26 protein-coding genes are annotated in these 26576 nt (G+C 73.0%); 22 read left to right on the forward strand and 4 right to left on the reverse strand.

The genetic code is table 11. The features are described 5' to 3' along the window. Window positions 1-313: 313 nt before the first annotated feature. On the reverse strand, window positions 314-1042 hold the full coding sequence (locus HUT16_RS23485; protein ID WP_176190063.1) for a GntR family transcriptional regulator: 729 nt from the start codon (window positions 1040-1042) through the stop codon (window positions 314-316). 227 nt (window positions 1043-1269) lie between these two features. Between HUT16_RS23485 and HUT16_RS23490 the strand changes: the two genes are divergently transcribed. Beyond that, window positions 1270-1896 (forward strand): HAD family phosphatase, encoded by a 627-nt coding sequence (locus HUT16_RS23490; RefSeq protein ID WP_176190064.1) that lies wholly within the window; start codon window positions 1270-1272, stop codon window positions 1894-1896. On the opposite strand, the gene HUT16_RS23495 is transcribed toward HUT16_RS23490, so the two are convergent. Then, on the reverse strand, window positions 1882-3162 hold the full coding sequence (locus HUT16_RS23495) for a helix-turn-helix transcriptional regulator (protein ID WP_176190065.1): 1281 nt from the start codon (window positions 3160-3162) through the stop codon (window positions 1882-1884). The genes HUT16_RS23490 and HUT16_RS23495 overlap by 15 nt on opposite strands. A gap of 176 nt (window positions 3163-3338) precedes the next feature. On the opposite strand from HUT16_RS23495, the gene HUT16_RS23500 reads away from it, so the two are divergent. The 6 genes from HUT16_RS23500 (at window position 3339) to HUT16_RS23525 (ending at window position 6831) form a co-directional block, all read left to right on the forward strand. Further along, the gene (locus HUT16_RS23500) at window positions 3339-3539 is read left to right on the forward strand and encodes a hypothetical protein (RefSeq protein WP_176190066.1); all 201 of its coding nucleotides are present in this window, start codon (window positions 3339-3341) and stop codon (window positions 3537-3539) included. Between the two features lie 39 nt (window positions 3540-3578). Then, window positions 3579-3887, forward strand: coding sequence for a hypothetical protein (locus HUT16_RS23505; RefSeq protein WP_176190067.1), 309 nt, complete (start codon window positions 3579-3581; stop codon window positions 3885-3887). Beyond that, on the forward strand, window positions 3884-4165 hold the full coding sequence (locus HUT16_RS23510; RefSeq protein ID WP_176190068.1) for a hypothetical protein: 282 nt from the start codon (window positions 3884-3886) through the stop codon (window positions 4163-4165). The genes HUT16_RS23505 and HUT16_RS23510 overlap by 4 nt, the downstream gene beginning before the upstream one ends. A gap of 58 nt (window positions 4166-4223) precedes the next feature. Then, window positions 4224-5138 (forward strand): hypothetical protein, encoded by a 915-nt coding sequence (locus HUT16_RS23515; protein ID WP_176190069.1) that lies wholly within the window; start codon window positions 4224-4226, stop codon window positions 5136-5138. A gap of 208 nt (window positions 5139-5346) precedes the next feature. Beyond that, a complete protein-coding gene (locus HUT16_RS23520; protein WP_176190070.1) occupies window positions 5347-6126 on the forward strand; it encodes a ferritin-like domain-containing protein in 780 nt (259 codons plus the stop codon). A gap of 45 nt (window positions 6127-6171) precedes the next feature. Next, a complete protein-coding gene (locus HUT16_RS23525) occupies window positions 6172-6831 on the forward strand; it encodes a trimeric intracellular cation channel family protein (RefSeq protein ID WP_176190071.1) in 660 nt (219 codons plus the stop codon). On the opposite strand, the gene HUT16_RS23530 is transcribed toward HUT16_RS23525, so the two are convergent. Then, on the reverse strand, window positions 6767-7588 hold the full coding sequence (locus HUT16_RS23530) for an IclR family transcriptional regulator (protein WP_176190072.1): 822 nt from the start codon (window positions 7586-7588) through the stop codon (window positions 6767-6769). The two genes, HUT16_RS23525 and HUT16_RS23530, sit on opposite strands and share 65 nt — an antisense overlap. A 103-nt stretch (window positions 7589-7691) precedes the next feature. Here HUT16_RS23530 and HUT16_RS23535 point away from each other — a divergent pair, with 103 nt between their 5' ends. The 4 genes from HUT16_RS23535 to mnmA all read left to right on the forward strand — a co-directional run bounded on the left by HUT16_RS23535 (window position 7692) and on the right by mnmA (window position 12095). Then, the gene (locus tag HUT16_RS23535; RefSeq protein WP_176190073.1) at window positions 7692-8873 is read left to right on the forward strand and encodes a cysteine desulfurase family protein; all 1182 of its coding nucleotides are present in this window, start codon (window positions 7692-7694) and stop codon (window positions 8871-8873) included. Window positions 8874-8921: 48 nt separating this feature from the next. After that, window positions 8922-9413 (forward strand): MarR family winged helix-turn-helix transcriptional regulator, encoded by a 492-nt coding sequence (locus HUT16_RS23540; RefSeq protein ID WP_176190074.1) that lies wholly within the window; start codon window positions 8922-8924, stop codon window positions 9411-9413. A 151-nt stretch (window positions 9414-9564) separates the two neighbouring features. Further along, window positions 9565-10920, forward strand: coding sequence for an MFS transporter (locus HUT16_RS23545; RefSeq protein ID WP_254898354.1), 1356 nt, complete (start codon window positions 9565-9567; stop codon window positions 10918-10920). Between the two features lie 41 nt (window positions 10921-10961). Beyond that, on the forward strand, window positions 10962-12095 hold the full coding sequence (gene mnmA / locus HUT16_RS23550) for a tRNA 2-thiouridine(34) synthase MnmA (RefSeq protein WP_176190076.1): 1134 nt from the start codon (window positions 10962-10964) through the stop codon (window positions 12093-12095). On the opposite strand, the gene HUT16_RS23555 is transcribed toward mnmA, so the two are convergent. Beyond that, window positions 12092-13729: a HEAT repeat domain-containing protein gene (locus HUT16_RS23555; RefSeq protein WP_176190077.1), complete on the reverse strand. Its 1638-nt coding sequence runs from the start codon at window positions 13727-13729 to the stop codon at window positions 12092-12094. The two genes, mnmA and HUT16_RS23555, sit on opposite strands and share 4 nt — an antisense overlap. Before the next feature lie 437 nt (window positions 13730-14166). On the opposite strand from HUT16_RS23555, the gene HUT16_RS23560 reads away from it, so the two are divergent. The 11 genes from HUT16_RS23560 (at window position 14167) to gatB (ending at window position 26443) form a co-directional block, all read left to right on the forward strand. Further along, the gene (locus tag HUT16_RS23560) at window positions 14167-14703 is read left to right on the forward strand and encodes a TIGR00730 family Rossman fold protein (RefSeq protein ID WP_030919470.1); all 537 of its coding nucleotides are present in this window, start codon (window positions 14167-14169) and stop codon (window positions 14701-14703) included. 11 nt (window positions 14704-14714) lie between these two features. Then, window positions 14715-15404 carry an SDR family oxidoreductase gene (locus HUT16_RS23565; RefSeq protein ID WP_176190078.1) on the forward strand — a complete coding sequence of 230 codons (690 nt, stop codon included), beginning with the start codon at window positions 14715-14717 and terminating at the stop codon, window positions 15402-15404. Window positions 15405-15474: 70 nt separating this feature from the next. Next, window positions 15475-16494, forward strand: a complete 1020-nt coding sequence (locus HUT16_RS23570) for a methionine synthase (protein WP_303392144.1) — start codon at window positions 15475-15477, stop codon at window positions 16492-16494. 29 nt (window positions 16495-16523) lie between these two features. Further along, the gene (gene ligA, locus HUT16_RS23575; RefSeq protein WP_176192834.1) at window positions 16524-18929 is read left to right on the forward strand and encodes an NAD-dependent DNA ligase LigA; all 2406 of its coding nucleotides are present in this window, start codon (window positions 16524-16526) and stop codon (window positions 18927-18929) included. A gap of 364 nt (window positions 18930-19293) precedes the next feature. Next, complete coding sequence (locus HUT16_RS23580; RefSeq protein WP_303392093.1) at window positions 19294-20820, forward strand: bifunctional diguanylate cyclase/phosphodiesterase; 1527 nt, start codon at window positions 19294-19296, stop codon at window positions 20818-20820. 167 nt (window positions 20821-20987) lie between these two features. Continuing rightward, window positions 20988-21284 carry an Asp-tRNA(Asn)/Glu-tRNA(Gln) amidotransferase subunit GatC gene (gene gatC, locus HUT16_RS23585; RefSeq protein ID WP_014138188.1) on the forward strand — a complete coding sequence of 99 codons (297 nt, stop codon included), beginning with the start codon at window positions 20988-20990 and terminating at the stop codon, window positions 21282-21284. Next, window positions 21281-22783 carry an Asp-tRNA(Asn)/Glu-tRNA(Gln) amidotransferase subunit GatA gene (gatA, locus tag HUT16_RS23590; protein WP_176192836.1) on the forward strand — a complete coding sequence of 501 codons (1503 nt, stop codon included), beginning with the start codon at window positions 21281-21283 and terminating at the stop codon, window positions 22781-22783. The genes gatC and gatA overlap by 4 nt, the downstream gene beginning before the upstream one ends. Continuing rightward, the gene (locus HUT16_RS23595) at window positions 22780-23019 is read left to right on the forward strand and encodes a hypothetical protein (RefSeq protein ID WP_176190080.1); all 240 of its coding nucleotides are present in this window, start codon (window positions 22780-22782) and stop codon (window positions 23017-23019) included. The genes gatA and HUT16_RS23595 overlap by 4 nt, the downstream gene beginning before the upstream one ends. Before the next feature lie 33 nt (window positions 23020-23052). Beyond that, complete coding sequence (locus HUT16_RS23600; protein WP_176190081.1) at window positions 23053-24318, forward strand: AAA family ATPase; 1266 nt, start codon at window positions 23053-23055, stop codon at window positions 24316-24318. A 23-nt stretch (window positions 24319-24341) separates the two neighbouring features. Next, window positions 24342-24947, forward strand: coding sequence for a DUF4276 family protein (locus HUT16_RS23605; protein WP_176190082.1), 606 nt, complete (start codon window positions 24342-24344; stop codon window positions 24945-24947). Then, the gene (gene gatB / locus HUT16_RS23610) at window positions 24944-26443 is read left to right on the forward strand and encodes an Asp-tRNA(Asn)/Glu-tRNA(Gln) amidotransferase subunit GatB (protein WP_176190083.1); all 1500 of its coding nucleotides are present in this window, start codon (window positions 24944-24946) and stop codon (window positions 26441-26443) included. The genes HUT16_RS23605 and gatB overlap by 4 nt, the downstream gene beginning before the upstream one ends. Window positions 26444-26576: the final 133 nt, after the last annotated feature.

Raw genomic sequence — 26576 nt, forward strand, 5'->3', positions numbered from 1 at the left:
CGTTCGTGCACCGGGCCGGGCCGTCGTCGCCCTGCACCCGGGCGCCCAGCACCCGCGCCACCCGGCACATCCCGGCGAGCAGCTCATCGCTCGGGTGCTTGGCCGAGACCCGTCCGTCCTGCCAGTGCAGCGCCCCTCCGGACTCCGGCCGCACCGCCGGCTCGGCGATCCACTGCGGCTCCCCGGGCCAGCCGCCTTCGGGAACGAACAGCGCCAGACCCGGGTCGGCGACGACCGCCGCCGCCCACTCCTGCGCGCCGATGCCCGGCCCCTGCCCGCACCGCCGGCTCCTTCGTGCGGTGCTGCGGGAGCGTCAGGGCGTGTACTCGTAGCCGATCGTGAACCGGGCGGGGAGGCAGGACTCCGTGTACTCGATCAGGCCCTCCTCGTCCGACCAGCGGTGCACGAGGGCGAGGATCGGGCTGCCGACGGGCACCGCCAGCGCCGACGCCTCGCGCTGGTCGGCCTCCCGGGCGTGCATGTCGTCGCGCGCCGCCGTGATGGTCCGCCCGGTGGCTTCGAGGACCTTGGCGGTGATGCCGTCGTTGCGCCCGGGGGCCGTGTTGAGCAGGTCCGGCACCAGCGCGGCGAAGTGGGCCGGGTACCACGACACCGCGAAGAGGGTCCGCGACTTGCCCCGGCCCGCGATGTACTCGCGCCGGACCAGCTGCGCCCCGTGTTCGAGGTCGAACAGGTCGGCCACGTAGAGCGGGGGGACGACGAGACCGGCGGCCGTCACGCGGCTGGTCTCGCCGTCCATCAGGCTGGACCGCGCGCGCTGGACCCGCTCCAGCCGGTCACGGCTGCTGGCCGTCACCCGGGGGTCGTCCGCGACGAAGGTCCCGCGCGGGGACGTCCGGAGGTAGCCCTCCACCTGGAGGTGCTGGAGCGAGCGGCTCACCGTCGCGACCGCGACGTTCCAGCGGCCGGCGATCTCCTTGTTGCCGGGGAGCTTGGAGCCGGGTTCGAGCTCGCCCGACAGGATGCGCTGCCGGTAGTGGTCCGCGATGACGGACCAGGTTTTCGGAGTCCTGCTGGGCATGAGTCCTCACCATCGCACGTGGGGGTAAGTACCCTCCAAAGAAGGCTAGTTCACTCGAAACCGGTGGAGGAGAACTTGGAGGCGCATTCGGCTTCGATCGTGGCGGCAGCTCCGAAGGGTTCGCGAGCACGAGGCGCCCGCAGGCTTCTTGAGCATGTTCACGGGGACTCCGGACGAACGTGGGATTTCACGCTCCCGGACCCGGCCCGGGCTCGTACGCTGTGGGGATGACTGGCGGGCGGGTTCTTCGTGGTGCGGTCTTCGACTTCTTCGGTGTGCTCACGGCCAACATGGTCGAGGTGATCCAGTGGTTCGAGGCCCGGGAGGGGATCAGGCCGGGGACGTTCCTGACGGCGTGGGCCGACCCCCGGGGGCAGGAGCTGTTCCGCCGGCTCGAACTCGGCGAGATCACCCAGGAGGACTGGAACACCGGCTTCGCCGCCCTGATGGGCGTGCGGCCGGACGGTCTGCTGGGCCGGTACCTGCACGACGCCTTCCCGGCCCACCCGGTGCTGGAGGTCGTCCGGCAGGCGCGGTCGGCAGGCATCAGGACGGCCGTGCTGTCGAACTCCCTCGGCCGACAGCCCTACGACCCCTACGCGGGCTTCGACTTGAACGGCACCTTCGACGCCGTGGTGCTGTCCGCCGACCACGGCCTGCGCAAACCGGACGCGGCCCTGTTCCAGGTGGTGCTGGGCCGTCTGGGCCTGGAGGCCGCGGAGTGCTTGTTCGTGGACGACAGCGAGACGAACGTCGAGGCTGCGGCCGAGCTCGGATTCACCGCACTGCTCGGACTGGACGAGCAGGTGGTGGCCCGGCAACTGCGTGAACTGCTGGGGCTACCCGCCTGCTAGGAACTCCGCGACCGGCCGGTAGCGGCCGTGCGGGGCGAGTTTCTCGCGCAGTCCCTTGAGCTGGGAGGCCGAGCGGGCGGAGTCGACACCGCCGAGGCACTTGGCGGCGTGCCGGGCGGTGGCGATCGCGGCATCGAGATCGTGGTCGGCGAGATGGGCCTCGGCGGCGCGGGCGAGGTAGATGGCGTGCGTTCGGGGGTACTCCTCGTCACCCCGGTAGATGGTCATGCCGGTGCTGAACCGACGCAGGGCCTCCCGGGTGTCACCGAGCTCGAGGGCGGAGGAGCCCGCGATCATCTCGATCTCGCCTTCGGTGACCCAGTAGAGGACGGCGGGGTCGTCGTCGTGAACTCCCTTGTCCAGAGCGGTTCGGGCGAGGTGGAGCCAGTGTGCGGCCCCTGCCGCGTCTCCGGTCTTGGACAGCGAGCGGGCGGTGCGGGAGGCCAGCATCGCTTCCATCCGCGGGGTGCACCGGCCGCGGACCCGGGCTCGGGCGGTGTCGAGGATGTCGACGGCGCGCCGGGCCTGGCCGGGGGTGGAGTAGCACTGGATCGCGGCGAAGGAGAGGGCGTAGGCGCCGCCGATCACGTCCCCGCACTCGGCCGACGCCCGCAGTGACGCGTCGAAGTAGGACTGCGCGACCCCGGGACGGCCCTGGTCGAACGCCGCCCAGGCGACCTGGCGGGATGCTTCGGCTGCCGTTGCGTACAGGCGGTCCAGGAGCGTGCCGGTGAAGCGGCCGGACTTGATCGCTGTCACCGCCAGGGACAGGTCGCTGCGTGCGGCGTGGAACACCTCGCCGCTGCCGAGTCCGTCGTCCACCCTGCGAAGGTGTTCGAGACGGCTCTCCAGCCCCAGGAGCAGCGATGGGCCGTCCACTGTTCCTTCGGAACTCGACGCGCGGCCACGGATGGCCGTTCCCCAGTTGGTCGCGGACACGGACAGGGCGATTCCGGCTGAGATGAAGTCGCGGCGGTCCACTTGTCTCCCACCGGCCAGGTTGGTCAGGACGGTCAGGGCCGCTCCGTCCTGGCTCCACGGAACGGCTGCCGGTCCCCCGCCTGCGGCTGCTTCACGGGTGAACCTGCCCCCGGCTTGCAGGACCCGGTCGTAAGCCTCGGCGACCTGGTCCGTCACCCGCCGGTTGCCGTTCTCCACGTTGCGCAGGTACGCCTCGCCGAAGCCGGCCGCGTGGGCGAAGTCCGCCCACGACATACCTGATGCCCGACGGGCTGCTCGTAAATCGTCACGCAGCTGATCAGGCATCAAAGGTGCACCTCGAGAATGGGATCGCTCTTGGATCGCCCTGATCCATTGTCTCCCGGCCGATTGCCCTGTGTGCTTGTTTCGGCACAGATCGAAGCCACCCGAAGACCGGAACTCGTCGGCCTGAGCCCACATGCCCAGTGCGTACGACAAGCCCGCACCACGGAGCACCAGCCATGACGACACACCACCCGTTGCCGGGAAAACCGGACCAGAAGGCCAAGTTGACGATCCGGGTCTACCGGGTGCGGTCCGACGGGAGCCGGGTGGAGGTCTCCTCCTGCTTCTCGGACGAAGAGGAGATCCCACCGCTGGTTCCGGCGCTGACCTGGCCGGCCTGCGCCTGCCCGCGTTGCGCCGTCACCGAAGTGGCCTGAACGCATTCCACGACACCGAGCACCAACGGAGGGAAGCAAGTGCTGTACACCGGACAGCCGGTGGAGGAGGGCGACGTCCTCCACCGGTTCCTGCGCGGCAGGTTCACCGAAGCCGAGCGGGCCGCCGATCTGCTGGAACGGGCTTTCCAGGCGGCGAGGTTGGACCCGCCGGCGGGGCTGTCGCCCGTCTACCGGGACGACGTGCTGCCGGAGTTCGGGGCGGTCGCACTGGGGTGTGTCGGACTGCCCTGGGTGCAGAAGCTCGCCGAATCGCTGGTCGAACTTGCCTGTTTGCGTGGCGAGTTGCCCGTTCCTTTCCAGGCCTCCGTGCTGGACGGTGTCTCGTGAGCGACGCGCTGCGGCAACGCGCCTGGGAGATCGCCGAACAGCTCGCCAGGACCGGTGGTGGGGAGGCCCGGCTGACCGTCACCCCCGACGGACGCTACCGGATCGAACTCGACGACCTCCGCCCGCACGGCACCGACGACCACCGGGCCGTCCTGGACGCCCTCGCCCTGGGCGACCGGTGGGGTCACCGTTACTCGCCGCCCTCCCGCAACGGCGGCACCGCCCGCGAAACCGTCTGGAGCGAAGTCCGCCGCGACCCGCCCGCGCTGAGCGGTTAGGGCTTGGCCCGGTTTCCCGGGCGGGGGAGTGACGGTGGTGGGTGGCAGGGTGGGCGGCATGCTGGAGATCGCGGTCAGGGACCAGGACGACGTCGTGCGGGTGCGGGTCACGGAGGACGAACTCGCCGATCTGGTGGGGGACATGGCGCAGTGGCCGGGGGCCTTCCTGGTGGTGCAGCGGGTGCCCGACCTGCCGGACACCTATGTGCAGACCTGTCCGGAGGACGGGGCCTGGACGGTCGAGTACCGGGACGGTGCGCAGTCGCGGCACTTCGGGGCGCGGGTGGCCGAGCCGGAGCGGGTGGTCGAACTGCTGGCGGGGTGGGCCCGGCAGGACGCGGACTGGGCGGCGGGGGAGGAGTGGGAGCGGATCGACTTCGGGCCCGATCCGGAGCCCGCGCCGCTGGAGCTGTCGGAGGAGGACGAGCAGAGCCTGACGGCCGAGGTGCGGCTGCTGCTGGTGGGCGGGTACGCGACGCTGGCGCAGGCGGCCGAGGTCGCCGAGGAGTACCTGGTGGACGGGGAGCACCGGCCGGTCGGCAAGGAGCAGGCCCGGCAGCTGGCCGACCGGCTGTGGCTGGAGCGGGTGGCCGAGCAGCGCACCTGGGTCGGCGAGACCGATCCGGAGCGGCTGGCCCGGGCGTTCGCCGCCCTGGACGCGGCCGGGATCACCGCCCGGGAGAACTTCACCTGCTGCGGCAGCTGCGGCAACGCCGAGATCGGGGCTGAGTCGGCGCCGGGCGCCCGCGGCTTCGTCTTCTTCCACGCCCAGTGCACCGAGGGCGCGGCCCGGGGCGGGGACCTGTGGCTGCTGTACGGCGGCTTCGACGGCTCGGCGGAGACCACCGCGGCCGTCGGCCGGGAGGTGGTCGCGGCGCTGGCCGGGGCGGGCCTGACGACCGCCTGGAACGGGGAGCCGGGCGACGCGATCCGGGTGACCGGCCTGGACTGGCGCCGCCGCCTGGTCGGTTAGGGTCGCTGCTGCTGCCGCCGCCTGGTCGGCTAGGCCCGCTGCCCGCCTGGTCGGCTAGGCCCGCGGCCGCCGCCTGGTCGTGGTCGGCCGCCGCAGGTCAGGCCGTCCTTCGTACGGCGCAGCCGCGGGCCCGAGCTGTTGCCGGGGGTGGGGGCGGTGCTTTGACTGGAGCGGAATGTCCCGGCTCCCGTGCGAGGGGTAGGTCACCATGCTGTCGGCCCGCAGTCTGTTCCAGGAGATCCACGACGACGACCAGGCGTTCCGGCTGTTCTGTTCGATCGCCGCCAAGGGCGAGGACCAGGGCGGCTGGGAGAACGGCCGGATCGCCCGGCTGGTGCCGGACCCGGAGCTGGCGCCGAAGGTGGCCCGGCACGGTGCCGACGAGGACAAGCACGGCCGGATCTTCAAGGCGCTGATGCACAAGCGCGGCCTGGCCGAGCGGGACGTCCCGGACGACACCGACTACACGATGATCCTGGAGCGGCAGGGCATCGGCCTGGCGCACTCCCGGCTGCGCCGGGACGAGCCGCTGACCGAGCAGGACGTGATCACGTACCTGGCGCACAGCCGGGTGACCGAGCAGCGGGCCTCCGAGCAGATGCTGATGCTGAAGCGGATCTTCGGCGACCACCCCGAGCTCGGCCGGGCGGTGCGGATGATCTCCAACGACGAGGACAACCACCTGGCGTTCTGCCACGAGGAGCTGCTGCGGCTCGCGTACCACGGGCACGGCCGGGCCATCCTGGACACCCTGCAGGCCACCGCCCGGGCCGAGATCCGCACCTACCGGGACGTCAGCCTGGCCGTGATGGCGCACCTGGGCGAGCTGCTGCGCTGGCCGCGGGCGAAGTCGGCGGCGCTGGCGGCGGGCATCCACGCGGTGTACGCGTACGAGCGGGCGGGCGGCTGGCGGCGGATGACCACGCTGAAGATGCCGACCCGGTTGAACGCGCTGGGCGGGCCCGCGCCGCACGAGCAGTTCGCCTGACCGCCCGGCGGCCGGCCGCGGGGGCCCGGTGTGCAGACTGACCAGGTGACATCCGAGATCTTCCCGCACAACGTCCAGCAGGTCCTCGACCTGGTCGGCATCTTCGTGTTCGCGCTGTCCGGCGGCCTGATGGCGGTCCGCAAGAACATGGACATCTTCGGCATCTGCGTGCTGGCCGAGGCGACCGCGCTGGGCGGCGGCGTGCTGCGGGACCTGGTGATCGGGGCGCTGCCGGTGGCCGCGTTCACCAGCTTCGGGTACTTCCCCACCCCGCTGGTCGCCGGGGTGGTGGTGTTCTTCCTGCACCCCGAGGTGGAGCGGATCACCCGGGCGGTGATGGTGCTGGACGCGGCGGGCCTGGGCCTGTTCTGCGTCACCGGCACCATCAAGGCGCACACCTACGGGCTGGGCGCCGTCCCCTCGGTGGCCTGCGGCATGCTGACCGCGGCGGGCGGCGGCGTGATCCGCGACCTGCTGGCGATGGAGCCGCCCTCGCTGCTGCGCTGGGACCGCGAGATATACGCCGTCCCGGCGCTGGTCGGCTCGGCCCTGGTGGCGATCCTGATCGGCATGGGGCGGCTGACCCCGCTGGCCGCCTCGCTGGCCGCGGTGGCCGCGTTCGCGATGCGGATGCTGGCGCTCAAGTACGGCTGGCGCGCACCTCGTGCTTGGCACCGCAACGGTTCTCGCACCAGCGAGGAGTAGGCGAGCCGCCGTACGCCAGCGAGATCGCCTCGACCGTGCAGAGCAGCTCCGGCAGCAGCTTGCTCAGCTCGGTCACCGAGGCGACCCGGACCGGGGCGGAGATCGAGCAGGCGGCGATGGCGGTGCCCTCGGTGCCGGCGATCGGGGCGGCGATGCAGTTCACCGCCTCCTGGTACTCGGCCTGGTCCACCGCCCAGCCGCGGCGGCGCACCTCGGTCAGCTCGGCCCGGAACTCCTCCGGGCCGCGGATCGACTGCGGGGTGCGGGCCGGGAAGTCCGCCTCGGCGAGGAAGGCGGCGAGCTTGTCCGCGGGCAGGTCCGCGAGCAGCACCTTGCCCGCCGCGGTGGCCACCGCGGGCGCGCGCCGGCCGATCCGGCTGGCCTCGCCCAGCCAGCCGAGGCCGTGGTCCGGGTACTTGGCCTCGACCTTGTCCAGGTACAGCACCTCGTCCGCCTCCAGCACCGACAGGTGCACGGTGTGCCCGTAGCGCTCGTTGAGCACCGCCAGGTACGGCGCGGCGACCTGCCGGATGTCGATGCCCTCCAGGGCCTGGTGGGCGAGCGCGAACAGCCGGCCGCCGAGGCGGTAGCGCTGGTCGGACTGCCGGTGGACGAAACCGTGCTCCTGCAGGGTGCGCAGCAGCCGCAGCGCGGTGGACTTGTGCACGCCGATCTTCGCGGCGGCCTGTTCCAGCGAGGCCGGGCCCTCGCCCAGCGACGCCAGGATGGTCAGCGCACGGTCGACCGTCTGGGACACGGCCCCTCCCTCTCACAGCAGCGTGGCCGGAAGGCTAACGGCGCGTTGCAGAGGGTGCAATGGCCAAATCGTGACTCTTCGGCCGCCTACACTGGTTCCCGCTATGGCATACCTCGACCACGCCGCCACCACCCCGATGCTGCCCGAGTCGATCGCCGCGATGACGGCGCAGTTCGGCGTCGTCGGCAACGCCTCCTCGCTGCACGCCGCCGGCCGGCGGGCCCGCAGAGTGGTCGAGGAGTCCCGGGAGTCGCTCGGCGAGTCGCTCGGCGCCCGCCCCAGCGAGATCGTCCTCACCGGCGGCGGCACCGAGTCCGACAACCTGGCGGTCAAGGGCCTGTACTGGGCCCGGCACGACGCCGACCCGGCCCGCCGCCGGGTGCTGAGCAGCCCGGTCGAGCACCACGCGGTGCTGGACGCGGTGCACTGGCTGGCCGAGCACGAGGGCGCCGAGGTCGAGTACCTGCCGGTGGACGGGCTCGGCCGGGTCCACCCGGAGGCGCTGCGCGAGGCGATCGAGCGGGATCCGGGGTCGGTCGCGCTGGTCACCGTGATGTGGGCCAACAACGAGGTGGGCACCATCCAGCCGGTCCGCGAACTCGCGGCCGTCGCCGCCGAGTTCGGCGTGCCGATGCACTCCGACGCGGTGCAGGCGCTGGGCCAGGTGCCGGTGTCCTTCGCCGACTCCGGGCTGACCGCGCTCACCGTGACCGGCCACAAGATCGGCGGCCCGTACGGCGTCGGCGCGCTGCTGCTGGCCCGCTCCGCCAAGCCCGTCCCGCTGCTGCACGGCGGCGGCCAGGAGCGCGACGTGCGCTCCGGCACGCTGGACGTGCCGGGCGCGGCCGGGTTCGCGGTGGCCGCCGCGCTGGCCGTCGAGCGGCAGCCCGGGTACGCGGGCGCGGTCGGCGCGCTGCGCGACGAGCTGCTGGCCGCGGTCCGCTCGGCCGCGCCGGACGCGGTGCTCAACGGCGACCCGGGCGCGGACGGGCGGCTGCCCGCGAACGCGCACTTCTCCTTCCCCGGCTGCGAGGGCGACGCGCTGCTGATGCTGCTGGACGCGGCGGGCGTCGAGTGCTCGACCGGCTCGGCCTGCTCGGCCGGCGTCCCGCAGCCCAGCCACGTGCTGCTGGCGATGGGCGTGGAACCGGAGCCGGCCCGGGCCTCGCTGCGGTTCTCGCTCGGCCACACCTCCACCGCCGCGGACGTGGCGGCGCTGGCCGCGGCGCTGCCCGGCGCGGTGGAGCGGGCCCGGCGGGCCGGGCTGGTGCGCGCCGCCCGGTGAGCTGAGGTTCCGTACGGGACCTTCTGCTTCGGGACGTACTCTGGGGGCATGAACGCACCCCTGCCCGAGCGCACCGTCCGCGACCTGACCGGGATGCTGGTCCAGGCCGCGCACGCGATGAACACCCGGCTGTCGCTGGCGCTGGCCGCGATCGACAGCTCCCCGCGCAAGCACTGCGTGCTGCTGCACGCGATGGAGGCCGAGCGCACCCAGTCCCAGCTGGCCGCGATCGCCGGCCTGGACAAGACGACCATGGTGGTCACCGCCGACGAGCTGGAGCGGGACGGCCTGGCCGAGCGCCACCCGTCCGCGACCGACCGGCGGGTGAAGGTCATCCGGGTCACCCCCGCGGGCGAGGAGCTGGTGCGGCGCGGCGAGGTGATCGTCGACCGGGTGCACGGGGAGGCGCTGGGCGAGCTGTCGGCGGGGGAGCGGCAGGTGTTCGTGGATGCGCTGGACCGGCTCCAGCAGGCGGCCGAGTTCCCGATGACGGGCGAGGGCGGCGTGGTGCGCAGGCCGCGGCGGGCCCGGCAGGGCTGACCGTTCACTTCCAGATCGTCTACTACAAAACTATCTGCTACGGTCTCTCTTGTCGGGAGAGCGCGTCCGCGCACCCCCGGGGAGGGAGAGAACCGTGTCCGAGAACCCGTCGCGCGCCCGCTGGCTGGCCCTCGCGGTGGTGTGCGCCGGAATGCTGATGGTGATCCTGGACGGGTCCATCACCACCGTCGCGCTGCCCGCCATCCAGGCCGACCTGCACACCGGGCCGGCCGCCCTGGCCTGGGTGGTGGACGCCTACGTGGTCGCCTTCGGCGGACTGCTGTTGCTCGCCGGGCGGCTCGGCGACCTGCTCGGCCGCCGCCGGGTCTACCTCGCCGGGATCGCCGGCTTCACCGTCGCCTCCGTGCTCTGCGGCCTCGCCGTCAACGCCGGGACGCTGATCGCCGCCCGCTTCCTGCAGGGCGTCGGCGGCGCGACGGCCTCCGCCGTCGGCCTCGGCATGGTGGTCGCGCTGTTCCCCGACCCCGCCGAGCGGGCCAGGGCGTTCGGCGCCGTCGGCTTCACCGGCGCCGCGGGCGCCTCGCTCGGCCAGGTGCTCGGCGGCGTCCTCACCCAGGGCCTCGGCTGGCACTGGATCTTCTTCATCAACCTGCCGATCGGCGCCGCCGCCCTGCTCGCCGGGCGCCGCCTGCTCGCCGACGACCGCGGCCCCGGCCTCAAGGCGGGCGCCGACGCCCCCGGCGCCGCCCTGGTCACCGGCGGACTGATGCTCGGCGTCTACACCATCGTCGAGGGCGGCCCGGCCGGCTGGACCTCCGCCCGCACCCTGGCCACCGGCGCCGCCGCGCTCGTCCTGCTCGCCGCCTTCCTGCTCCGGCAGGCCCGCACCGCCACCCCGCTGCTCCCGCTGCGGATCCTCGCCCGGCGTACCACCGCGCTCGCCAACCTGATCCAACTCCTGATGCTGGCCGCCCTGTTCGGCTTCCAGATCCTGCTCGCCCTGTACCTCCAGCAGGTCCAGCACTACGGCGCGCTGGCCACCGGCCTGGCCATGCTGCCCGCCGCCCTCACCATCGCCGCCGTCTCGCTGCTGCTCGCCGCCCGCGCCATCGCCCGGCTCGGCGAACGCCGCACCCTGCTGCTCGGCCTAGCCCTGCTCACCGTCGCCATCGCCCTGCTCACCCGGCTCCCGGCCGGACACCTGGACTACGCCGCCGACGTGCTGCCCACCCTGCTCGGCGCCGCCGGGTTCGGCCTCGCCGCCACCGCCCTCACCGCGCTCGGCATGGCCGACGCCCGCCCCGAGGACGCCGGCCTGCTCTCCGGCCTGCTCAACACCACCCAGCAGGTCGGCGCCGCGCTCGGCGTCGCCGTCCTCACCGCGCTGGCCGCCGGACGCGGCACCGGCGGCTTCCACCTCGCCTTCGGCACCGGCGCCGCGCTGCTGGCCGCCGCGTTCCTGCTGGCCCTCGCGCTGCCCCGGCAGCGGCCCGCCGCCGGCGCCGAACCGGCCGGCGCCGAGCCCCCCGCCCTGGTCCACGGCTGACCGCCGGGGCGCCGGCCGTCCCCGTTACGCTTGGAGGCACCATGACTGACTTCCCCGGCGCCCCGACCACCCCGTCCACCGGCCGCCTGCGCGTGCTCGCCGCGATGTCCGGCGGCGTCGACTCCGCCGTCGCCGCCGCCCGGGCCGTCGAGGCCGGCCACGAGGTGACCGGCGTCCACCTGGCGCTCGCCAGCAACCCGCAGTCCTTCCGCACCGGCGCCCGCGGCTGCTGCACCCTGGAGGACTCCCGGGACGCCCGCCGCGCCGCCGACGTGATCGGCATCCCGTTCTACGTCTGGGACTTGGCCGAGCGCTTCCGCGAGGACGTGATCGACGACTTCGTCGCCGAGTACGCCGCCGGGCGCACCCCCAACCCGTGCCTGCGCTGCAACGAGAAGATCAAGTTCGCCGCGCTGCTCGACAAGGCGGTCGCGCTCGGCTTCGACGCCGTCTGCACCGGCCACTACGCCCGGATCGTCGACCACGCCGACGGCACCCGCGAACTGCACCGCGCCGTCGACGCCGCCAAGGACCAGTCCTACGTCCTCGGCGTGCTCGACGCCGAACAGCTCGCCCACTCGCTGTTCCCGCTCGGCGACACCACCAAGGACGTCATCCGCGCGGAGGCCGAACGGCGCGGCCTCGCCGTCGCCAAGAAGCCCGACAGCCACGACATCTGCTTCATCACCGACGGCGACACCCAGGGCTTCCTGGCCGAGCGCCTCGGCACCGCCACCGGCGACATCCTCGACACCGACGGCACCAAGCTCGGCGAGCACGACGGCGCGTACGGCTTCACCATCGGCCAGCGCAAGGGCCTGCGCCTCGGCCGCCCCGCCGCCGACGGCAAGCCCCGCTACGTCCTCGACATCTCCCCGGTGAACAACACCGTCACCGTCGGCCCGGTCGAAGGACTCGACGTGCACGCCCTGACCGCCATCCGCCCCCGCTGGTGCGGCACCCCCGCCGTCGGCGAGGGCCGCTACACCGCCCAGCTGCGCGCCCACGGCGAGGAGGTCCCGGTCACCGCCGTCCTGGGCGAGGACGAACTGCACGTCCGCCTCGACACCCCGGCCCGCGGCATCGCCCCCGGCCAGGCCGTGGTGCTGTACGACGGCACCCGGGTGGTCGGCTCGGCCACCATCGCGAGCACCGAACGGGCCGTCGCGGTCTAGTGCCCCACTTCGAAGTCGACTTCCTCCAGGTGTGACAGCGGCGGCACGGTGACCGCCTCGCCGCGCAGCGCCCGGCGCAGGACCTCGCGCAGCCGCTCGTCGTCCAGCACCGCCCGGTAGTCGCTGAGCCAGGACAGCCGACGGTCCAGCGACAGCGCGTGCTCCACGGCGGCCCGGGCCCCGGCGGAGAGCGGGCCGCGCCAGGACAGGGCGGCGACGGCCCGGGTGCCGAGCAGGTACGGGGCGGGGTCCTCGTGGGACCGGCGGACCGGCGGTATCCGGAGCAGCCCGCGGGCCGCCGCCTCCGGGTCCGGGGGCGGGGGCGGCTTCGCGTCATCGGCGGGGGCGTCCCAGGCGGCCAGCAGCCGCACGCCCGGGTGGTGGTCCGGCCAGGCGTGCGACTCGCCCTCCCGGGCCCACCGGGCGACCTGCGGGCGCAGCACCGCCGCGTGCTCGTGCAGCGGGAGCAGCGCGTCGTACGGTTCGGGGCGGCGCGGGTCGCCGCGTACGAAGCCCCGGCCGTTCTCCCGCTCCACCGCCGTCAACCGCCGTACCAGGTCGGGCAGGACGCGCGGGTCGCCGATCCGGGCCAGTGCCCAGCGCGCCTGGTCGGCGGTGCTGCCGTCGAGGCACTCGTCGCTGTCGGTGTCGTCCAGCAGGGCGTGCAGCGCGTCGGCGTACGGGACGGCCGCGCGGCCCAGCACGGCGAGGGCGGCTGCCGCCCGGTGCCGGACCTCTGGGGCGGGCGAGGACAGTAGCGCGCCGGCGGTGGCGGGCCAGAGCGGGCCGACGGACGGGAGAGCCAGCAGCGGGCGCCAGCCGGCATCCAGCGCGACCTCGCACAGTTCGTGGCGGCCCGCCTCCGCAGCCGCTCGGGCCAGCCGGACGGTGAGGTGCGCCGCGAGGCGCAGCGGCAGGCTGCGGCCGGTCCAGATGATCTCCCGGCCCAGTGTCGCCGGGTGGTCGTCGTCGGGCTCGGTCCACAGCCGCTCGACGACGGCGGGCGCCGCCGGGTCGAGGACGGCCGCCACCCACTGGTCGGCCCAGCGTTCCGGCTCGGCGGCGTCCAGCGCGGCCAGCCCCCACAGCGCGGCCAGTCGGTGGGCGGCGGCGTCCGGGCCGTCGGCGCCGTGCAGGGTGTCGGTGAGCAGGGCGCGGGCCGCGTCGTCGGCCGGGTCGGCAACCTCGCCCAGACGGATCAACTGCTTTGCTCGAAACCAGGGTTCGCTCTCCTCGGGGATACGCGCCAGCAGCGGTGCGGCCCGCTCCGTCAGGTACAGGGCCGTCCGGCGGACCTCTGGCTCCGGGTCGTCGAGCAGCGGCTCCACGGCGGTGCGGTGCTCGCGCCAGGCGGCGGCCCAGCCGTGCGCGTGGCGCTCGGCGGCCTCCTGTCGGCCGACGCCGACCAGGCGCGCCAGGGCGCTCAGCAGCTCCTCCCGGTTCGGCCGGTCCGGTTCGCGGACCAGGGCGATCAGGAACGGCAGCGCGGCGGGTGCGGCCGGGTCCATGCCCTTGTCCCAGCGGTACAGCGCCGGAACGACCGGCTCGCCCCGGGCGGCCCGCCGCAACTGCTCCAGCACCGGTTCGCGGGCCCGTACCGTCAACTGCCGCCACGCTTCGTCCACCGTCGTCACGCGCGGCATGGTGGCAGGCGGGGGGAGCGGGGGCCAGGGGTTTTCCGGGGGCGCTGGAGGGCTGCCGGGAAGGTGGGGTTCCGCTTGGAATCGGCGCTCCGGGGCGGCGGACGACAGGGGGCCTCGATGAAGGACAGGTACGTCCACCGGCTGGACGACAGGACGCAGGTGATCAGCGACAGCCCGGTGCCGCCGACGACCGGCCGGGGCTACCGCAAGGGCGAGGGCGGGGTCGAGGACGTCTTCGGGGCGGTGCGGTCGGTAGCCGTCGCCTCGACCGTCGGGATGTGGCTGCTGCGGGTAGGGGCCGGTTCCTGTCCTGGGCGAGCGCGGGCGTGCTGGTCGCCGCGTTCGCGTGGTGGGGGCTGTTGCAGTGAGCCGGGGGCGGAAACCGGTTTGACCCGGGCGCGGCGGGCGGTGATAGGACTGGGAGCACTATGAACATCACGGTCTTCTGCTCCGCCAACTCCCTCGACGCCAAGTACACCGCCCCCGCGGCCGAGTTCGCCCGGCTGCTCGGCGAGGCCGGGCACACGCTGGTGTGGGGAGGGTCGCACGCCGGGCTGATGGGGCAGCTCGCGGACGGGGTCAAGGCCGCCGGCGGGCGGCTGGTGGGGATCTCGGTGGAGTTCCTGCGGCACAAGGCGTACGAGGGCGCGGACGAGCTGGTGACCATGCCGGACCTGCCGACCCGGAAGGCCGAGCTGCTGGCGCACGGGGACGCACTGGTGGTGCTGGTCGGCGGGGTCGGGACGCTGGACGAGATCACCGAGGTGCTGGAGCTGAAGAAGCACGGCCTGCACGACAAGCCGGTGGTCGTCCTGGACAGCGAGGGCTTCTACACCGGCCTGCGCCTCCAGCTGGAGCGGATGGACGCCGAGGGCTTCCTGCCCCGCCCGCTCGCCGAGCTGGTGGCCTTCGCGCAGACCCCGGCCGAGGCGCTCGCCCACCTGTCCGCACACCAGCCCCAGTAAGGGAGACCATCGTGGGTGTCCACCTGATCACCGGTGCCGGCTCCGGCATCGGCGCCGTCGTCGCCGACAAGCTCACCGCCCGCGGCGAGGAGCTCTGGCTGCTCGTCCGCGACGCCCGCCGCGCCGCCCAGCTGCGCGAGCGCTACCCCGACGCGCGGACCCTGGTCGGCGACCTGAACGACCCGGCCAAGCTGTCCTGGGCCTTCGGGCACCAGACGCTGCCGGTCGAGCTGGACTCGCTGCTGCACGTCGCCGGGGTGGTCGAGCTCGGCACCGTCGCCGAGACCCCGGTCAAGGCCTGGCAGCACCAGCTCAACGTCAACGCGGTCGCGCCCGCCGAGCTGACCCGGCTGCTGCTGCCCTCGCTGCGGCTGGCCCGCGGCCACGTGGTGTTCGTCAACTCCGGCGCCGGGCTGCGCGCCGACCCGACCTGGGGCTCGTACGCGGCCAGCAAGTTCGCGGTGCGCGCGCTGGCCGACGCGCTGCGGCAGGAGGAGCACGCCAACGGCGTCCGGGTGACCAGCGTCTACCCGGGGCGGACGGCCACCCCGATGCAGGCCAAGGTGCACCAGCAGGAGGGCGCGGAGTACGACCCGGAGCGCTGGATCGCGCCGGAGTCGGTGGCCACCGCCGTCCTCACCGCGATCGACCTGCCGCGGGACGCCGAGATCACCGAGATCACCGTCCGCCCGGGCCGGTAGGACGACCACCGGGGGTGCGGGCGGTTTCCCGCGCCCCCCGCCGGGCTCGTAGGCTCTCCCCGTGACTGACGTGGACGTTTTCGCGGAGCTGTCCGGTGCGGCGACCGGAGTCGGATCGATGCCCGGCGGGGACGCGCGGGAGATGGCCCGCGGCGTGGTGGCCGAGCTGGAGCAGCTGCCGCACCTGCCGGAACTGCCCGCGCGCGGGCCGGGCGCCGACATGATCGGGCGCGGCGCCGGGCTGCTGACCGAGCTGTTCGTGCAGACCGAGCCCAGCGGCTGGCGCTTCACCGACCGCCCCGGGCGCGACACCCGGCGGGCGGTGTCCTGGCTCGGCGAGGACCTGGACGCCCTGGAGGAGTACACCCAGGGCTACACCGGCCTGCTCAAGGTGCAGGCCGTCGGGCCGTGGACGCTGGCCGGCTCGATCGAGCTCCGGCACGGCGAGAAGGCGCTCAGCGACCCCGGCGCCTGCCGGGACGTCGCGGGCTCGCTCACCGAGGGCCTGCGCCGCCACCTCGCCGACGTCCGCCGCCGCGTCCCCGGCGCCACCGTCGTCCTGCAACTGGACGAGCCGCTGCTGCCCGCCGTGCTGGACGGGTCGGTGAAGACCGCCAGCGGCTTCCAGCGGCTGCGCGCGGTCGACCGCCAACTCGCCGAGCAGGCCCTGCGCGAGCTGATCGGCGCCCTGGACGCGCCCGTCCTGGTGCACAGTTGCGCGCCGAAGGTGCCGATCCCGCTGCTGCGCCGGGCCGGTGCGGCCGGGATCAGCCTGGACTTCGGCCTGCTGACCGAGCGCGACGACGACGACCTCGGCGAGGCCGTCGAGGGCGGGACGCTGCTGCTGGCCGGCGTCGTGCCGTCCACCGACGCGACACCCGCCGAATCAAAAGCGGTGTCGGACCCGGCCGGTAGTGTCCAGGGTGTCAGGACGCTGTGGCGCAGGCTCGGGTTGGCCCCCGAGCTGCTGGGCCGGCGCGTGGTGGTGACGCCGACCTGCGGGCTGGCGGGGGCGTCCCCGGTGCACGCGCGGCGGGCGCTGGCCGCGGCGGTGCGGGCCGCCCGGAGCCTGGTGGACAACCCGGAGTGACGAACGAGGAGGACGGCGCGGTGGCGGCTGTGGAGGGCTGGGAGGAGATCCCGGCGGCGGTGCGGACGCGGCACGCCGAGCTGGCGACCGAGGTCGAGGAGCACCGCTCCCGGTACTACGAGCAGGACGCGCCGGTCGTCACCGATGCCGAGTTCGACGCCCTGATGCGGGAGTTGGAGGCGCTGGAGGCCGCGCACCCGGCGCTGGTGACGCCCGACTCGCCGACCCAGAAGGTCGGCGGCGCGCCGACCGTGCTGTTCGCCCCGGTCGAGCACCGCGAGCGGCTGCTCAGCCTGGACAACGCGATGGACGACGAGGAGCTGGCCGCCTGGGCCGAGCGGGTCGCCACCGAGCTGTCCGGCATCGACTACCACTACCTGTGCGAGCTGAAGGTGGACGGCCTGGCCGTCAACCTGACGTACGAGCACGGCGTGCTGGTGCAGGCCGCCACCCGCGGCGACGGCCGGGTCGGCGAGGACATCACGCCCAACGTCCGCACCATCGCGGAGGTCCCGCACCGGCTGCACGGCGAGAACCTGCCGGAGCTGGTCGAGATCCGCGGCGAGGTCTACTTCCCCACCGAGGAGTTCGACGCGCTGAACGCCTCCTTCGCCGCGGAGAACGAGCGCCGCCGCCAGGAGAACGAGGAGCGGGCCAAGGAGGGCAAGCGGCCCCGGGCGATGATCCGGCTGTTCATGAACCCGCGCAACGCCGCCGCCGGCTCGCTGCGGCAGAAGGACGCGCTGATCACCGCCTCCCGCCCGCTGCGGATGGTGGTGCACGGCATCGGCGCCCGGGTCGGCTTCGACATCGACTGCCAGTCGCACGCGTACCAACTGCTGCACGACTGGGGCCTGCCCACCGCCAAGCACAACAAGGTGGTCGGGACGCTGGAGGACGTGCGGGCGTTCATCCGGCACTTCGGCGAGCAGCGGCACTCGGTCGAGCACGAGATCGACGGCGTGGTGGTCAAGGTCGACGAGATCGCCCTGCAGGGCCGGCTCGGCGCCACCTCCAAGTCGCCGCGCTGGGCGATCGCCTGGAAGTACCCGCCGGAGGAGGTCACCGGCCGGCTCGCCGCCATCGAGATCGGCATCGGCCGCACCGGCCGGGCCACCCCGTACGCGGTGCTGGCCGCGCCGGTGAAGGTGGCCGGCTCGATGGTGCAGTACGCCACCCTGCACAACCAGCAGGTGGTCAAGGCCAAGGACGTGCTGATCGGCGACACCGTGGTGCTGCGCAAGGCGGGCGACGTCATCCCGGAGATCCTCGGCCCGGTCTACGACCTGCGGGACGGCGACGAGACCCCGTTCACGATGCCCGAGAAGTGCCCGGAGTGCGACAGCGTGCTGCGCCCGATGTCCGAGGGCGACATCGACCTGCGCTGCCCCAACGCCCAGCACTGCCCGGCCCAGATCCGCGAGCGGATCGCCTTCCTCGGCGGCCGCCAGTGCCTGGACGTCGAGGGCCTCGGCTACGTCGCCGCCACCGCGCTCACCCAGCCGCTGCCCCCGGTCGAGCCCCCGGTGCGCAACGAGGGCGACATCTTCGGCCTGACCGAGGAGCGGCTGCTGCCGATCAAGGTGCTGGTGCGCGACCCGAAGACCGGCATGCCCAAGCCGGACGACCGGACCGGCAAGGAGAAGGAGGTGTTCTTCTTCGCCAACAACGCCGGTGCGCCGAAGAAGAACACCGGCGTCCTGCTCGCCAACCTGGACAAGGCCCGGGACCGCCCGCTGTGGCGCTTCCTGAACGGCCTGTCGATCCGGCACGTCGGCCCGGTCGCCGCCCAGGCCCTGACCCGCGAGTTCCGCGACCTGGACCGGGTCTTCGCGGCCGACGAGAGCGAGCTGGCCGCCGTCGAGGGCGTCGGGCCGACCATCGCCCGGGCCGTCAAGGAGTGGTACGCCGAGGACTGGCACCGGGAGATCCTGGAGAAGTGGCGCGCCGCGGGCGTGGTCTTCACCGAGCAGGGCGCCGAGGAGCAGGGCGAACGCCCGCTGGACGGCCTGACCGTGGTGGTCACCGGCACCCTCGCCGGGCACACCCGGGACGGCGCCAAGGAGGCGCTCACCTCGCGCGGCGCCAAGGTCACCGGCTCGGTGTCGAAGAAGACCCACTTCGTGGTGGTCGGCGACAACCCCGGCTCCAAGCACGACAAGGCGCTGCAGCTGGGCGTCCCGGTGCTGGACGACGCGGGTTTCGCCGTCCTGCTGGAGCAGGGCGCCGACGCGGCCCGGGCGCACCTCGGGCTGGAACCCCTGGAAACCCCCGGGCCGGACGCCGCGAAGGCGCCGGAGAAGGGCGCGAAAGCCGCGCCCGGCGCCGTCGGAGGAGCGGACGGAACGGCTCCGCAGGCCGGCGGGGCCGGTACGAACGAAGCGGACGCGGTGGGGGAGAATGCCGGAGAAGAGACGGAAAAGAAGGTTTCCTGACGGGTCGTTATCGTCCTGATGCCGCGTCAGTCGGGTGTTCGAGAAGGAAATCGGGCATTGTGTCACTGAACAACGCGCGGATATGACGTTGCGCTCAGAGCTGGCCCGAAAGTGCGCCCAGGTGGGGCACCCCGGCTTACCCTGGGCGCTACGAACTGTCAGCAGGAGTGTGTGGCGCCGGTTTTCCACCGGTGTCCCGGGGACACGCCCTCGTCTGACGTCCACCGGCACCTCTGCGGAGAGGGGTGCCTCACCGTGAGGCGGCCCCGCCGGGGGGCGGGCCCGACGGAGGACTGGGCTTATGGATCGTACGACCGGCGGCGCGCCCACACGCCCGCCGCAGGGGGTGGCAGGAGCGGTCCTGTTGCTCGGCGTATTGCTGGCCGGAGCCGCGCCGCTCATCCCGCTCGCCGTCCTGGTGTACCGCTACGAACCCGAACTGCTGCCGCTGTTCTCGGTTCCCCTGGCCGTCCTGGTCGCCGCCTGGCGGATCGCCCGGGACCGGGCGCGCGACCAGCTCACCGACCCGCTCACCGACCTGCCCAACCGGCAGGCGCTGCTGATCGCGACCCAGGAGGCGCTGGCCAAGCACCAGGCCGAACCCGGCTACGGGGTCGGCCTGATCCTGCTCGACCTGGACCGCTTCCGCTCGCTCAACGACGCCCTGGGCCACACCGCGGGCGACCGGCTGCTGGTGCACATCGCCCGCCGGCTGCACCGCGCCCTGCGCACCGGCACCGGCCACCCCCGGGACGGCGAGGACGGCACCGCGCTGCCCCCGCCGGTGCGGCGCGGCGAGCGCCCGGTGGTGGCCCGGATGGGCGGCGACGAGTTCGCCGTGCTGCTGCCGGGGGTGGGCAGCACCGAGGTGCTGGAGCGGACCGCGAAGGCGCTGATCGCCGAACTCGCCGCGCCGATCCGGCTGGACGGCTTACTGCTCGTCCTGGAGGCCAGCGCCGGCGTGTGCGCCTACCCCGCCAACGCCCAGGATGCAGAATCGCTTCTGCGCCGGGCCGACGTCGCGATGGGCCACGCCCAGCACGGCCGCAGCGGCGTCGAGCGCTACGACGAGGCGCGCGACCTCGACACCCCGTACCGGATCGGCCTGCTCGGCGACCTGCGGCGGGCCATCGAGATGAACGAGGTGCAGCTGCACTACCAGCCCAAGGTGGCCTTCGACGGCAGCGTCGTCGGCCTGGAGGCGCTGGTCCGCTGGGACCGGGCCGGGCAGGGGAGGGTGGCGCCCGACGAGTTCATCGCGCTCGCCGAGTCCTCCGGGCTGATGCCCCGGCTCACCGACTACGTGCTGGAGAGCGCCGTCGGCCAGATCGCCCGCTGGCGCCACCAGGGCCTGATGGTCCCGGTCGCCGTCAACGTCTCGCCGCGCGACGTCCTCAACCCGGGCTTCGCCGCCCGGGTCGCCGGACACCTCACCCGGCACCAGGTCCCCGCCGCGGCGCTCCAACTGGAGATCACCGAGCGGCTGCTGCTCGACGACAGCCGACGCGCCGCCGACACCCTCGCCGAACTGCGCCGCTACGGCGTCCGGATGTCCCTGGACGACTTCGGCACCGGCCACTCCTCGCTGGTGCGGCTGCGCAGCCTGCCGGTCGGCGAACTCAAGATCGACCGCTCCTTCGTCTCCCGGATGGTCGCCGACGACCACGACGCCGCCGTGGTCCGCTGCTCGGTGGAACTCGCCCACTCGCTGGGCCTGACCGTGGTCGCCGAGGGCGTCGAGGACGACGAGACCTGGGAGCGCCTGCAGGACATGGGCGTCGACGCCGTCCAGGGCTGGCTGGTCTCCGCGGCGCTGCCCGCCGACCAGGCCACCGCCTGGCTGCTGGTGCGGCGCAACGACGCCCCGCCGGTGGAGTCGCTGCCGCGCTGAGCGCCCGCCCGACGGGGCCCGCCCGGGACGTCCCGGGCGGGCCCCGCCGCGTGCGGCCGGACGGCCGTGCGCCGTCTGCCCATAGGATGGCCCCTTAGGACCGAAAGGACCGGGGTGCCCGAGGGGCAAGGCCCGGTCCACCAGAACTCACCCTTGAGGATCGCTGCATGCCTGGCATCACGCGCGAGGAGGTCGCCCACCTCGCCCGGCTGTCGCGTCTGGAGTTGCAGGCGGAGGAGTTGGACCACTTCGCCGAGCAGCTCGACGTGATCATCGGCGCGGTCGCCCGCGTTTCCGAGGTCGCGGGGCAGGACGTCCCGCCGACCTCCCACCCGCTCCCGCTCACCAACGTGATGCGGGCGGACGAGGTGCGGCCGTCGCTGACCCCGGAGCAGGCGCTGTCCGGCGCCCCGGCGAGCGAGGACCAGCGTTTCCGCGTGCCGCAGATCCTCGGGGAGGACTGACCGAGATGACCGAGCTGATCAAGTACACGGCGGCCGAGACGGCCGGCGCCATCGCCAAGGGCGAGGTCTCGGCGGTCGAGGTCGCCCGGGCCCACCTGGACCGGATCGACGCCGTCGACGAGAAGGTCAACGCCTTCCTGCACGTCGACCACGAGGGCGCGCTGGCCGCGGCCCGCGCCGTCGACGCCAAGCGCGCCTCCGGCGCCGAGCTGGGCCCGCTCGCGGGCGTGCCGCTGGCGCTCAAGGACGTCTTCACCACCCGGGGCATGCCGACCACCTGCGGGTCGAAGATCCTGGAGGGCTGGGTCCCGCCGTACGACGCGACCCTGACGAAGCGTCTGAAGGACGCCGACGTCGTCATCCTCGGCAAGACCAACATGGACGAGTTCGCGATGGGCTCCTCCACCGAGAACTCCGCCTACGGCCCCACCGGCAACCCGTGGGACCTCGGCCGCATCCCCGGCGGCTCCGGCGGCGGCTCGGCGGCCGCGCTGGCCGCCTTCGAGGCGCCGCTGGCGATCGGCACCGACACCGGCGGCTCGATCCGCCAGCCCGGCGCCGTCACCGGCACCGTCGGCGTCAAGCCCACCTACGGCTCGGTGTCCCGCTACGGCCTGGTCGCCTTCTCCTCCTCGCTCGACCAGGGCGGCCCGTGCGCCCGCACCGTGCTCGACACGGCCCTGCTGCACGAGGCCATCGCCGGGTACGACCCGCTGGACTCCACCTCCATCGACGCGCCCGTCCCGGCCGTGGTCGCCGCCGCGCGGATGCGCGACGTGCGCGGCATGCGGATCGGCGTGGTCAAGGAGTTCGCCGGCGAGGGCTACCAGGCCGGCGTCATGCAGCGCTTCGAGGAGTCCGTCGAGCTGCTGCGCGAACTGGGCGCCGAGGTCGTCGAGGTCTCCTGCCCGTCCTTCACGCTGGCGATGCCCGCGTACTACCTGATCGCCCCGTCCGAGGCCTCCTCGAACCTCGCCCGGTTCGACGCCATGCGCTACGGCCTGCGGGTCGGCGACGACGGCACCCGCTCCGCGGAGCAGGTCACCGCGCTCACCCGGGAGGCCGGCTTCGGCGCCGAGGTCAAGCGCCGCATCATCCTCGGCACCTACGCGCTGTCCTCGGGCTACTACGACGCCTACTACGGCTCCGCGCAGAAGGTCCGCACCCTGATCTCGCGGGACTTCGACGCCGCCTTCGCGGGCGTGGACGTGCTGGTCTCCCCGACCACCCCGACCACCGCCTTCCGCCTCGGCGAGCGCACCGACGACCCGCTGGCGATGTACCTCGCCGACCTGTGCACCATCCCCTCGAACCTGGCGGGCAACGCGGCCATGTCGCTGCCCTGCGGGCTCGCCCCGGAGGACAATCTCCCGGTCGGCCTGCAGATCATCGCCCCCGCGATGGCGGACGACCGCCTCTACCGCGTGGGCGGCGCCGTCGAGGCCGCGCTCAACGACAAGTGGGGCCACGCCCTGCTGGAGGAGGCACCGGCACTATGAGCAAGATCGAGAAGGCCAAGGGCTGGAAGCACTCGAAGCCCGGCCTGTGGCTGTCCATCGGCACCAGCGCCTTCGGCGCCGTCTCCATCGCCAAGGACGTCCGCAAGGCCCGCGAGGAGAACGACACCCTCAAGCTGGTCAACGCCCTGGTCGGCGTCGCCGCCCTGATCACCGGCACCGCACTCCTCGTCCGCGAGCTCAAGCGTCTCGGCGACGACGACGTCCTGCTCGGCTAGCGGCGCCGGTTCCGGAGAGGTCGAGGAGAAGAGATGATCACGCAGATCCGCATCGACGGCTTCAAGTCGTTCGTCGGCTTCGAGCTGGATGTGCATCCGGTGACCGTCCTCCTCGGCGTCAACGGGGCCGGCAAGTCCAATCTGTTCGATGCGCTGCGGCTGGTCGCCGGGACGGTCCGCCAGGGGTTCAGCGAAACCCTGGCAGGCGACCGGCGACTAGCCGTGCGCGACCTATTCCACCGAGGTGGGGTGGAACGGGAACCGTTGCGGGATGAGTTCACCATCACGGTGGGGATGCTCGTTCCGTCGCCGGACGGCCCGCTACCCGTTCGAGTACGACTGTGCGCACGCCTGCTCGGCTCCCGAGCGGGCATGGATCCACGGCGCAGCCGGATCTGGGTGTCCGCACTGAAGCACACGGACTGGATGGACCGGCTCGGTTACCCGGACGAGCTGCGATCCGGCCTTCGGGAGACGCGGGACGCCTTCGTGCGCAGGACCGGTGTTTCGGTGGTCGGATTGCGAACTCGACGCACTGATCGATTGCTGCAGGACCAGGAAGCTCTGCCCTTGCCTGACATGCCTCAAGCATGGGAACTTCTCGGGCTGGTGGCCCAGGAGTGCGGGGACTGGCAACCGTACGTCCTGGAACCTGCCGCGTTGCGCGAACTCGGACGCCCCGAGGCCGACGGGCTGCTGGAGCCGCGCGGCAGCAACCTGGCCGTCGTGGTGCGCCGGATCGAGGAGACCGCTCCCGAGCGCTTCACCCGGCTGGTGGCCGATCTGGCGGCTCTGGTGCCAGGGGTACGGGGCATCCGCACCGAAATGCTGCGCACCCGGGGAGAGTTCGACTTCGAGGTGGAGTTCGAGCACACCGGATGGGTCTCGCCCGCCTCGCTCTCCGACGGCACGCTGCGGGCGCTCGCGCTGCTCGCCGCGTACTGGGATCCTGAGCGGACGGGGTTGCTCGCCGTGGAGGAGATCGAGAACGGGATGCACCTGGCACAGGTCTCCAAGTTGGTGCGCCGGCTCGGTCGTGGCACGGGGCTGTCCGGCAACGGTCAACTGTTGGTCACCACGCACTCGCCCGCCCTGCTGGCTTCACTTCGGAACGATGTCTCCGGAGGAGTCGTCTTCCTGGAACAGGCCAATCATGTGGATCCGAGGAGCGGCACGGTCTCGCGGATCACGGTGCCCCGACCGCTGCTGCCGCGGACCCCGGACACTGAGCCGGGCACTTCCATGACACCCCAAGCGGTCGAGCGCCTGCTGAGGGCTCTCGGACAGGCGACGTCATGAGCCGATGGTTGGCACTCGGGTTGGTGGCAGAGGGCGTCAGCGACGAGCCGTTCCTGCGCACGCTGATCACCCGTCAGCTGGAGGGTCTACTGCTGGCCAAGGCACCAGGTCCAGTGGACGTGCAGCCATGCGAGGTTTCGCCTGTGAGGATCACCGCCGCAGGCGTGGCGAAAGCGGCTCGGGAGCTGGCGTTGGACTGCCATCTGCTGTTTCTGCACAGCGACGAAAAGGAACGCGCGAAGGCGGATGACCTTGCGGCCGAACTGAGGGAATGGGCCCAAGGGTCAAAAGCCGCCGAACCGGTGGTGCTGGTCCCCGTCCGGATGACCGAGTCGTGGATGCTCGCCGACCGGAAGGCGATCACCACCGCGGTAGGCGGAGCGGATCTCACCGCCTACCCCTACAAGCAGCCGGGTGACGTGGAGAAGGCGCACAACAGCCCCGACCACCCCGCCTACGCGAAGCGCGTCTGGCAGGCGATCGCCGGCAAGGGCCACGGCGGGGCGCTGGACGACAGCATGGAACTACTGGCACAGCACATCGATCTCGACCTTCTCGGCCAGCTGCCCTCGTACCAGCGATGGCTTGCGGACACCGAACACGCATTGAAATTGAAAGGATTCCTGTGAGCACCATGAGCCTGGTGTCCTATGACGACGCACTGGCCTCGTACGACCCGGTGATGGGCCTTGAGGTCCACGTCGAGCTGGGTACCAAGACCAAGATGTTCTGCGGCTGCTCCACCGGGCTGGGCGCGGAGCCGAACTCGCAGACCTGCCCGACCTGCCTCGGGCTGCCCGGTTCGCTGCCGGTGGTCAACGCGGTCGGGGTGGAGTCGGCGGTGCGGATCGGCCTCGCGCTGAACTGCGAGATCGCCGAGTGGTGCCGGTTCGCCCGGAAGAACTACTTCTACCCGGACATGCCGAAGAACTTCCAGACCAGCCAGTACGACGAGCCGATCGCCTTCAACGGCTACCTCGACGTGCAGCTGGAGGACGGCGAGGTCTTCCGGGTGGAGATCGAGCGCGCCCACATGGAGGAGGACACCGGCAAGTCCACCCACGTCGGCGGCGCCACCGGCCGCATCCACGGCGCGGAGTACTCGCTGCTGGACTACAACCGGGCCGGCATCCCGCTGATCGAGATCGTCACCAAGCCGATCCAGGGCGCGGGCCACCGGGCGCCGGAGGTCGCGAAGGCGTACGTCGCCGAGCTGCGCGAGCTGATCAAGGCGCTGGGCGTCTCCGAGGCCCGGATGGACAAGGGCCAGATGCGCTGCGACGTCAACCTGTCGCTGCGCCCCAACGGCACCGAGACCTTCGGCACCCGCAGCGAGACCAAGAACGTCAACTCGCTGCGCAGCGTCGAGCGGGCCGCCCGGTTCGAGATCCAGCGGCACGCCACCGTGCTCACCGACGGCGGCACCATCGTCCAGGAGACCCGGCACTTCCACGAGGAGGACGGCTCCACCACGGCCGGCCGGATCAAGGACAACGCCGAGGACTACCGGTACTTCCCCGAGCCCGACCTGGTGCCGGTCGCCCCGGCCCGGGAGTGGGTCGAGGAGCTGCGGGCCTCCCTGCCGGAGCTGCCCCGGGTCCGCCGGGCCCGGCTGCAGGCCGAGTGGGGCCTGACCGACAAGGACATGCAGTCGGTGCTCAACGCCGGTGCGGTGGAGCCGATCTCGGAGACCATCGCGGCCGGCGCCCCCGCCGACCAGGCCCGCAAGTGGTGGATGGGCGAGCTGGCGCGGCGCGCCAACGAGACCGGCACCGAGCTGTCCGAGCAGCCGATCACCCCGGCCCAGGTGGCCCGGGTGTGCGCGCTGGTCGCCGAGGGCAAGCTCAACGACAAGCTGGCCCGCCAGGTCATCGAGGGCGTCCTCGCGGGCGAGGGCGAGCCGGACCAGGTGGTCGAGAAGCGCGGCCTGGCCGTCGTCTCGGACGACTCGGCGCTCGGCGCGGCCGTCGACCAGGCCATCGCCGACAACCCGGACGTCGCCGCGAAGATCCGCGACGGCAAGGTGCAGGCGGTGGGCGCGCTGGTCGGCGCGGTCATGAAGACCACCCGCGGGCAGGCCGACGCGGCTAGGGTCAAGGATTTGATCCTGGAGAAGCTCGTCTAAGCAGTCCTAGGCCGAGAGCGGCCGCCTAAGGAGGCTCCTTAGGCCCCGCCCAGCACGGTGCCCGCCCCCGGAGGGGGCGGGCACCGGCGTTTTCCCCGTCCGCCGCCCGCGCAGATCGGGCAGGCTCCCGATG

Origin of the sequence: Kitasatospora sp. NA04385 (assembly GCF_013364235.1) — a bacterium.
Classification (GTDB): Bacteria; Actinomycetota; Actinomycetes; order Streptomycetales; family Streptomycetaceae; genus Kitasatospora.

Excerpts from the sequence above, each read along its gene's own strand:
- HUT16_RS23540 (WP_176190074.1), top strand. The coding sequence starts at position 8,922 with ATGAACGCACCCCTGCCCGAGCGCACCGTCCGCGACCTGACCGGGATG.
- HUT16_RS23595 (WP_176190080.1), top strand. The coding sequence starts at position 22,780 with ATGAGCAAGATCGAGAAGGCCAAGGGCTGGAAGCACTCGAAGCCCGGC.
- HUT16_RS23490 (WP_176190064.1), top strand. The coding sequence starts at position 1,270 with ATGACTGGCGGGCGGGTTCTTCGTGGTGCGGTCTTCGACTTCTTCGGT.
- HUT16_RS23485 (WP_176190063.1), bottom strand. The coding sequence starts at position 1,042 with ATGCCCAGCAGGACTCCGAAAACCTGGTCCGTCATCGCGGACCACTAC.
- mnmA (WP_176190076.1), top strand. The coding sequence starts at position 10,962 with ATGACTGACTTCCCCGGCGCCCCGACCACCCCGTCCACCGGCCGCCTG.
- HUT16_RS23535 (WP_176190073.1), top strand. The coding sequence starts at position 7,692 with ATGGCATACCTCGACCACGCCGCCACCACCCCGATGCTGCCCGAGTCG.
- HUT16_RS23600 (WP_176190081.1), top strand. The coding sequence starts at position 23,053 with ATGATCACGCAGATCCGCATCGACGGCTTCAAGTCGTTCGTCGGCTTC.
- HUT16_RS23560 (WP_030919470.1), top strand. The coding sequence starts at position 14,167 with ATGAACATCACGGTCTTCTGCTCCGCCAACTCCCTCGACGCCAAGTAC.
- HUT16_RS23495 (WP_176190065.1), bottom strand. The coding sequence starts at position 3,162 with ATGCCTGATCAGCTGCGTGACGATTTACGAGCAGCCCGTCGGGCATCA.
- HUT16_RS23500 (WP_176190066.1), top strand. The coding sequence starts at position 3,339 with ATGACGACACACCACCCGTTGCCGGGAAAACCGGACCAGAAGGCCAAG.
- gatC (WP_014138188.1), top strand. The coding sequence starts at position 20,988 with ATGCCTGGCATCACGCGCGAGGAGGTCGCCCACCTCGCCCGGCTGTCG.
- HUT16_RS23520 (WP_176190070.1), top strand. The coding sequence starts at position 5,347 with ATGCTGTCGGCCCGCAGTCTGTTCCAGGAGATCCACGACGACGACCAG.
- HUT16_RS23515 (WP_176190069.1), top strand. The coding sequence starts at position 4,224 with ATGCTGGAGATCGCGGTCAGGGACCAGGACGACGTCGTGCGGGTGCGG.
- HUT16_RS23545 (WP_254898354.1), top strand. The coding sequence starts at position 9,565 with ATGCTGATGGTGATCCTGGACGGGTCCATCACCACCGTCGCGCTGCCC.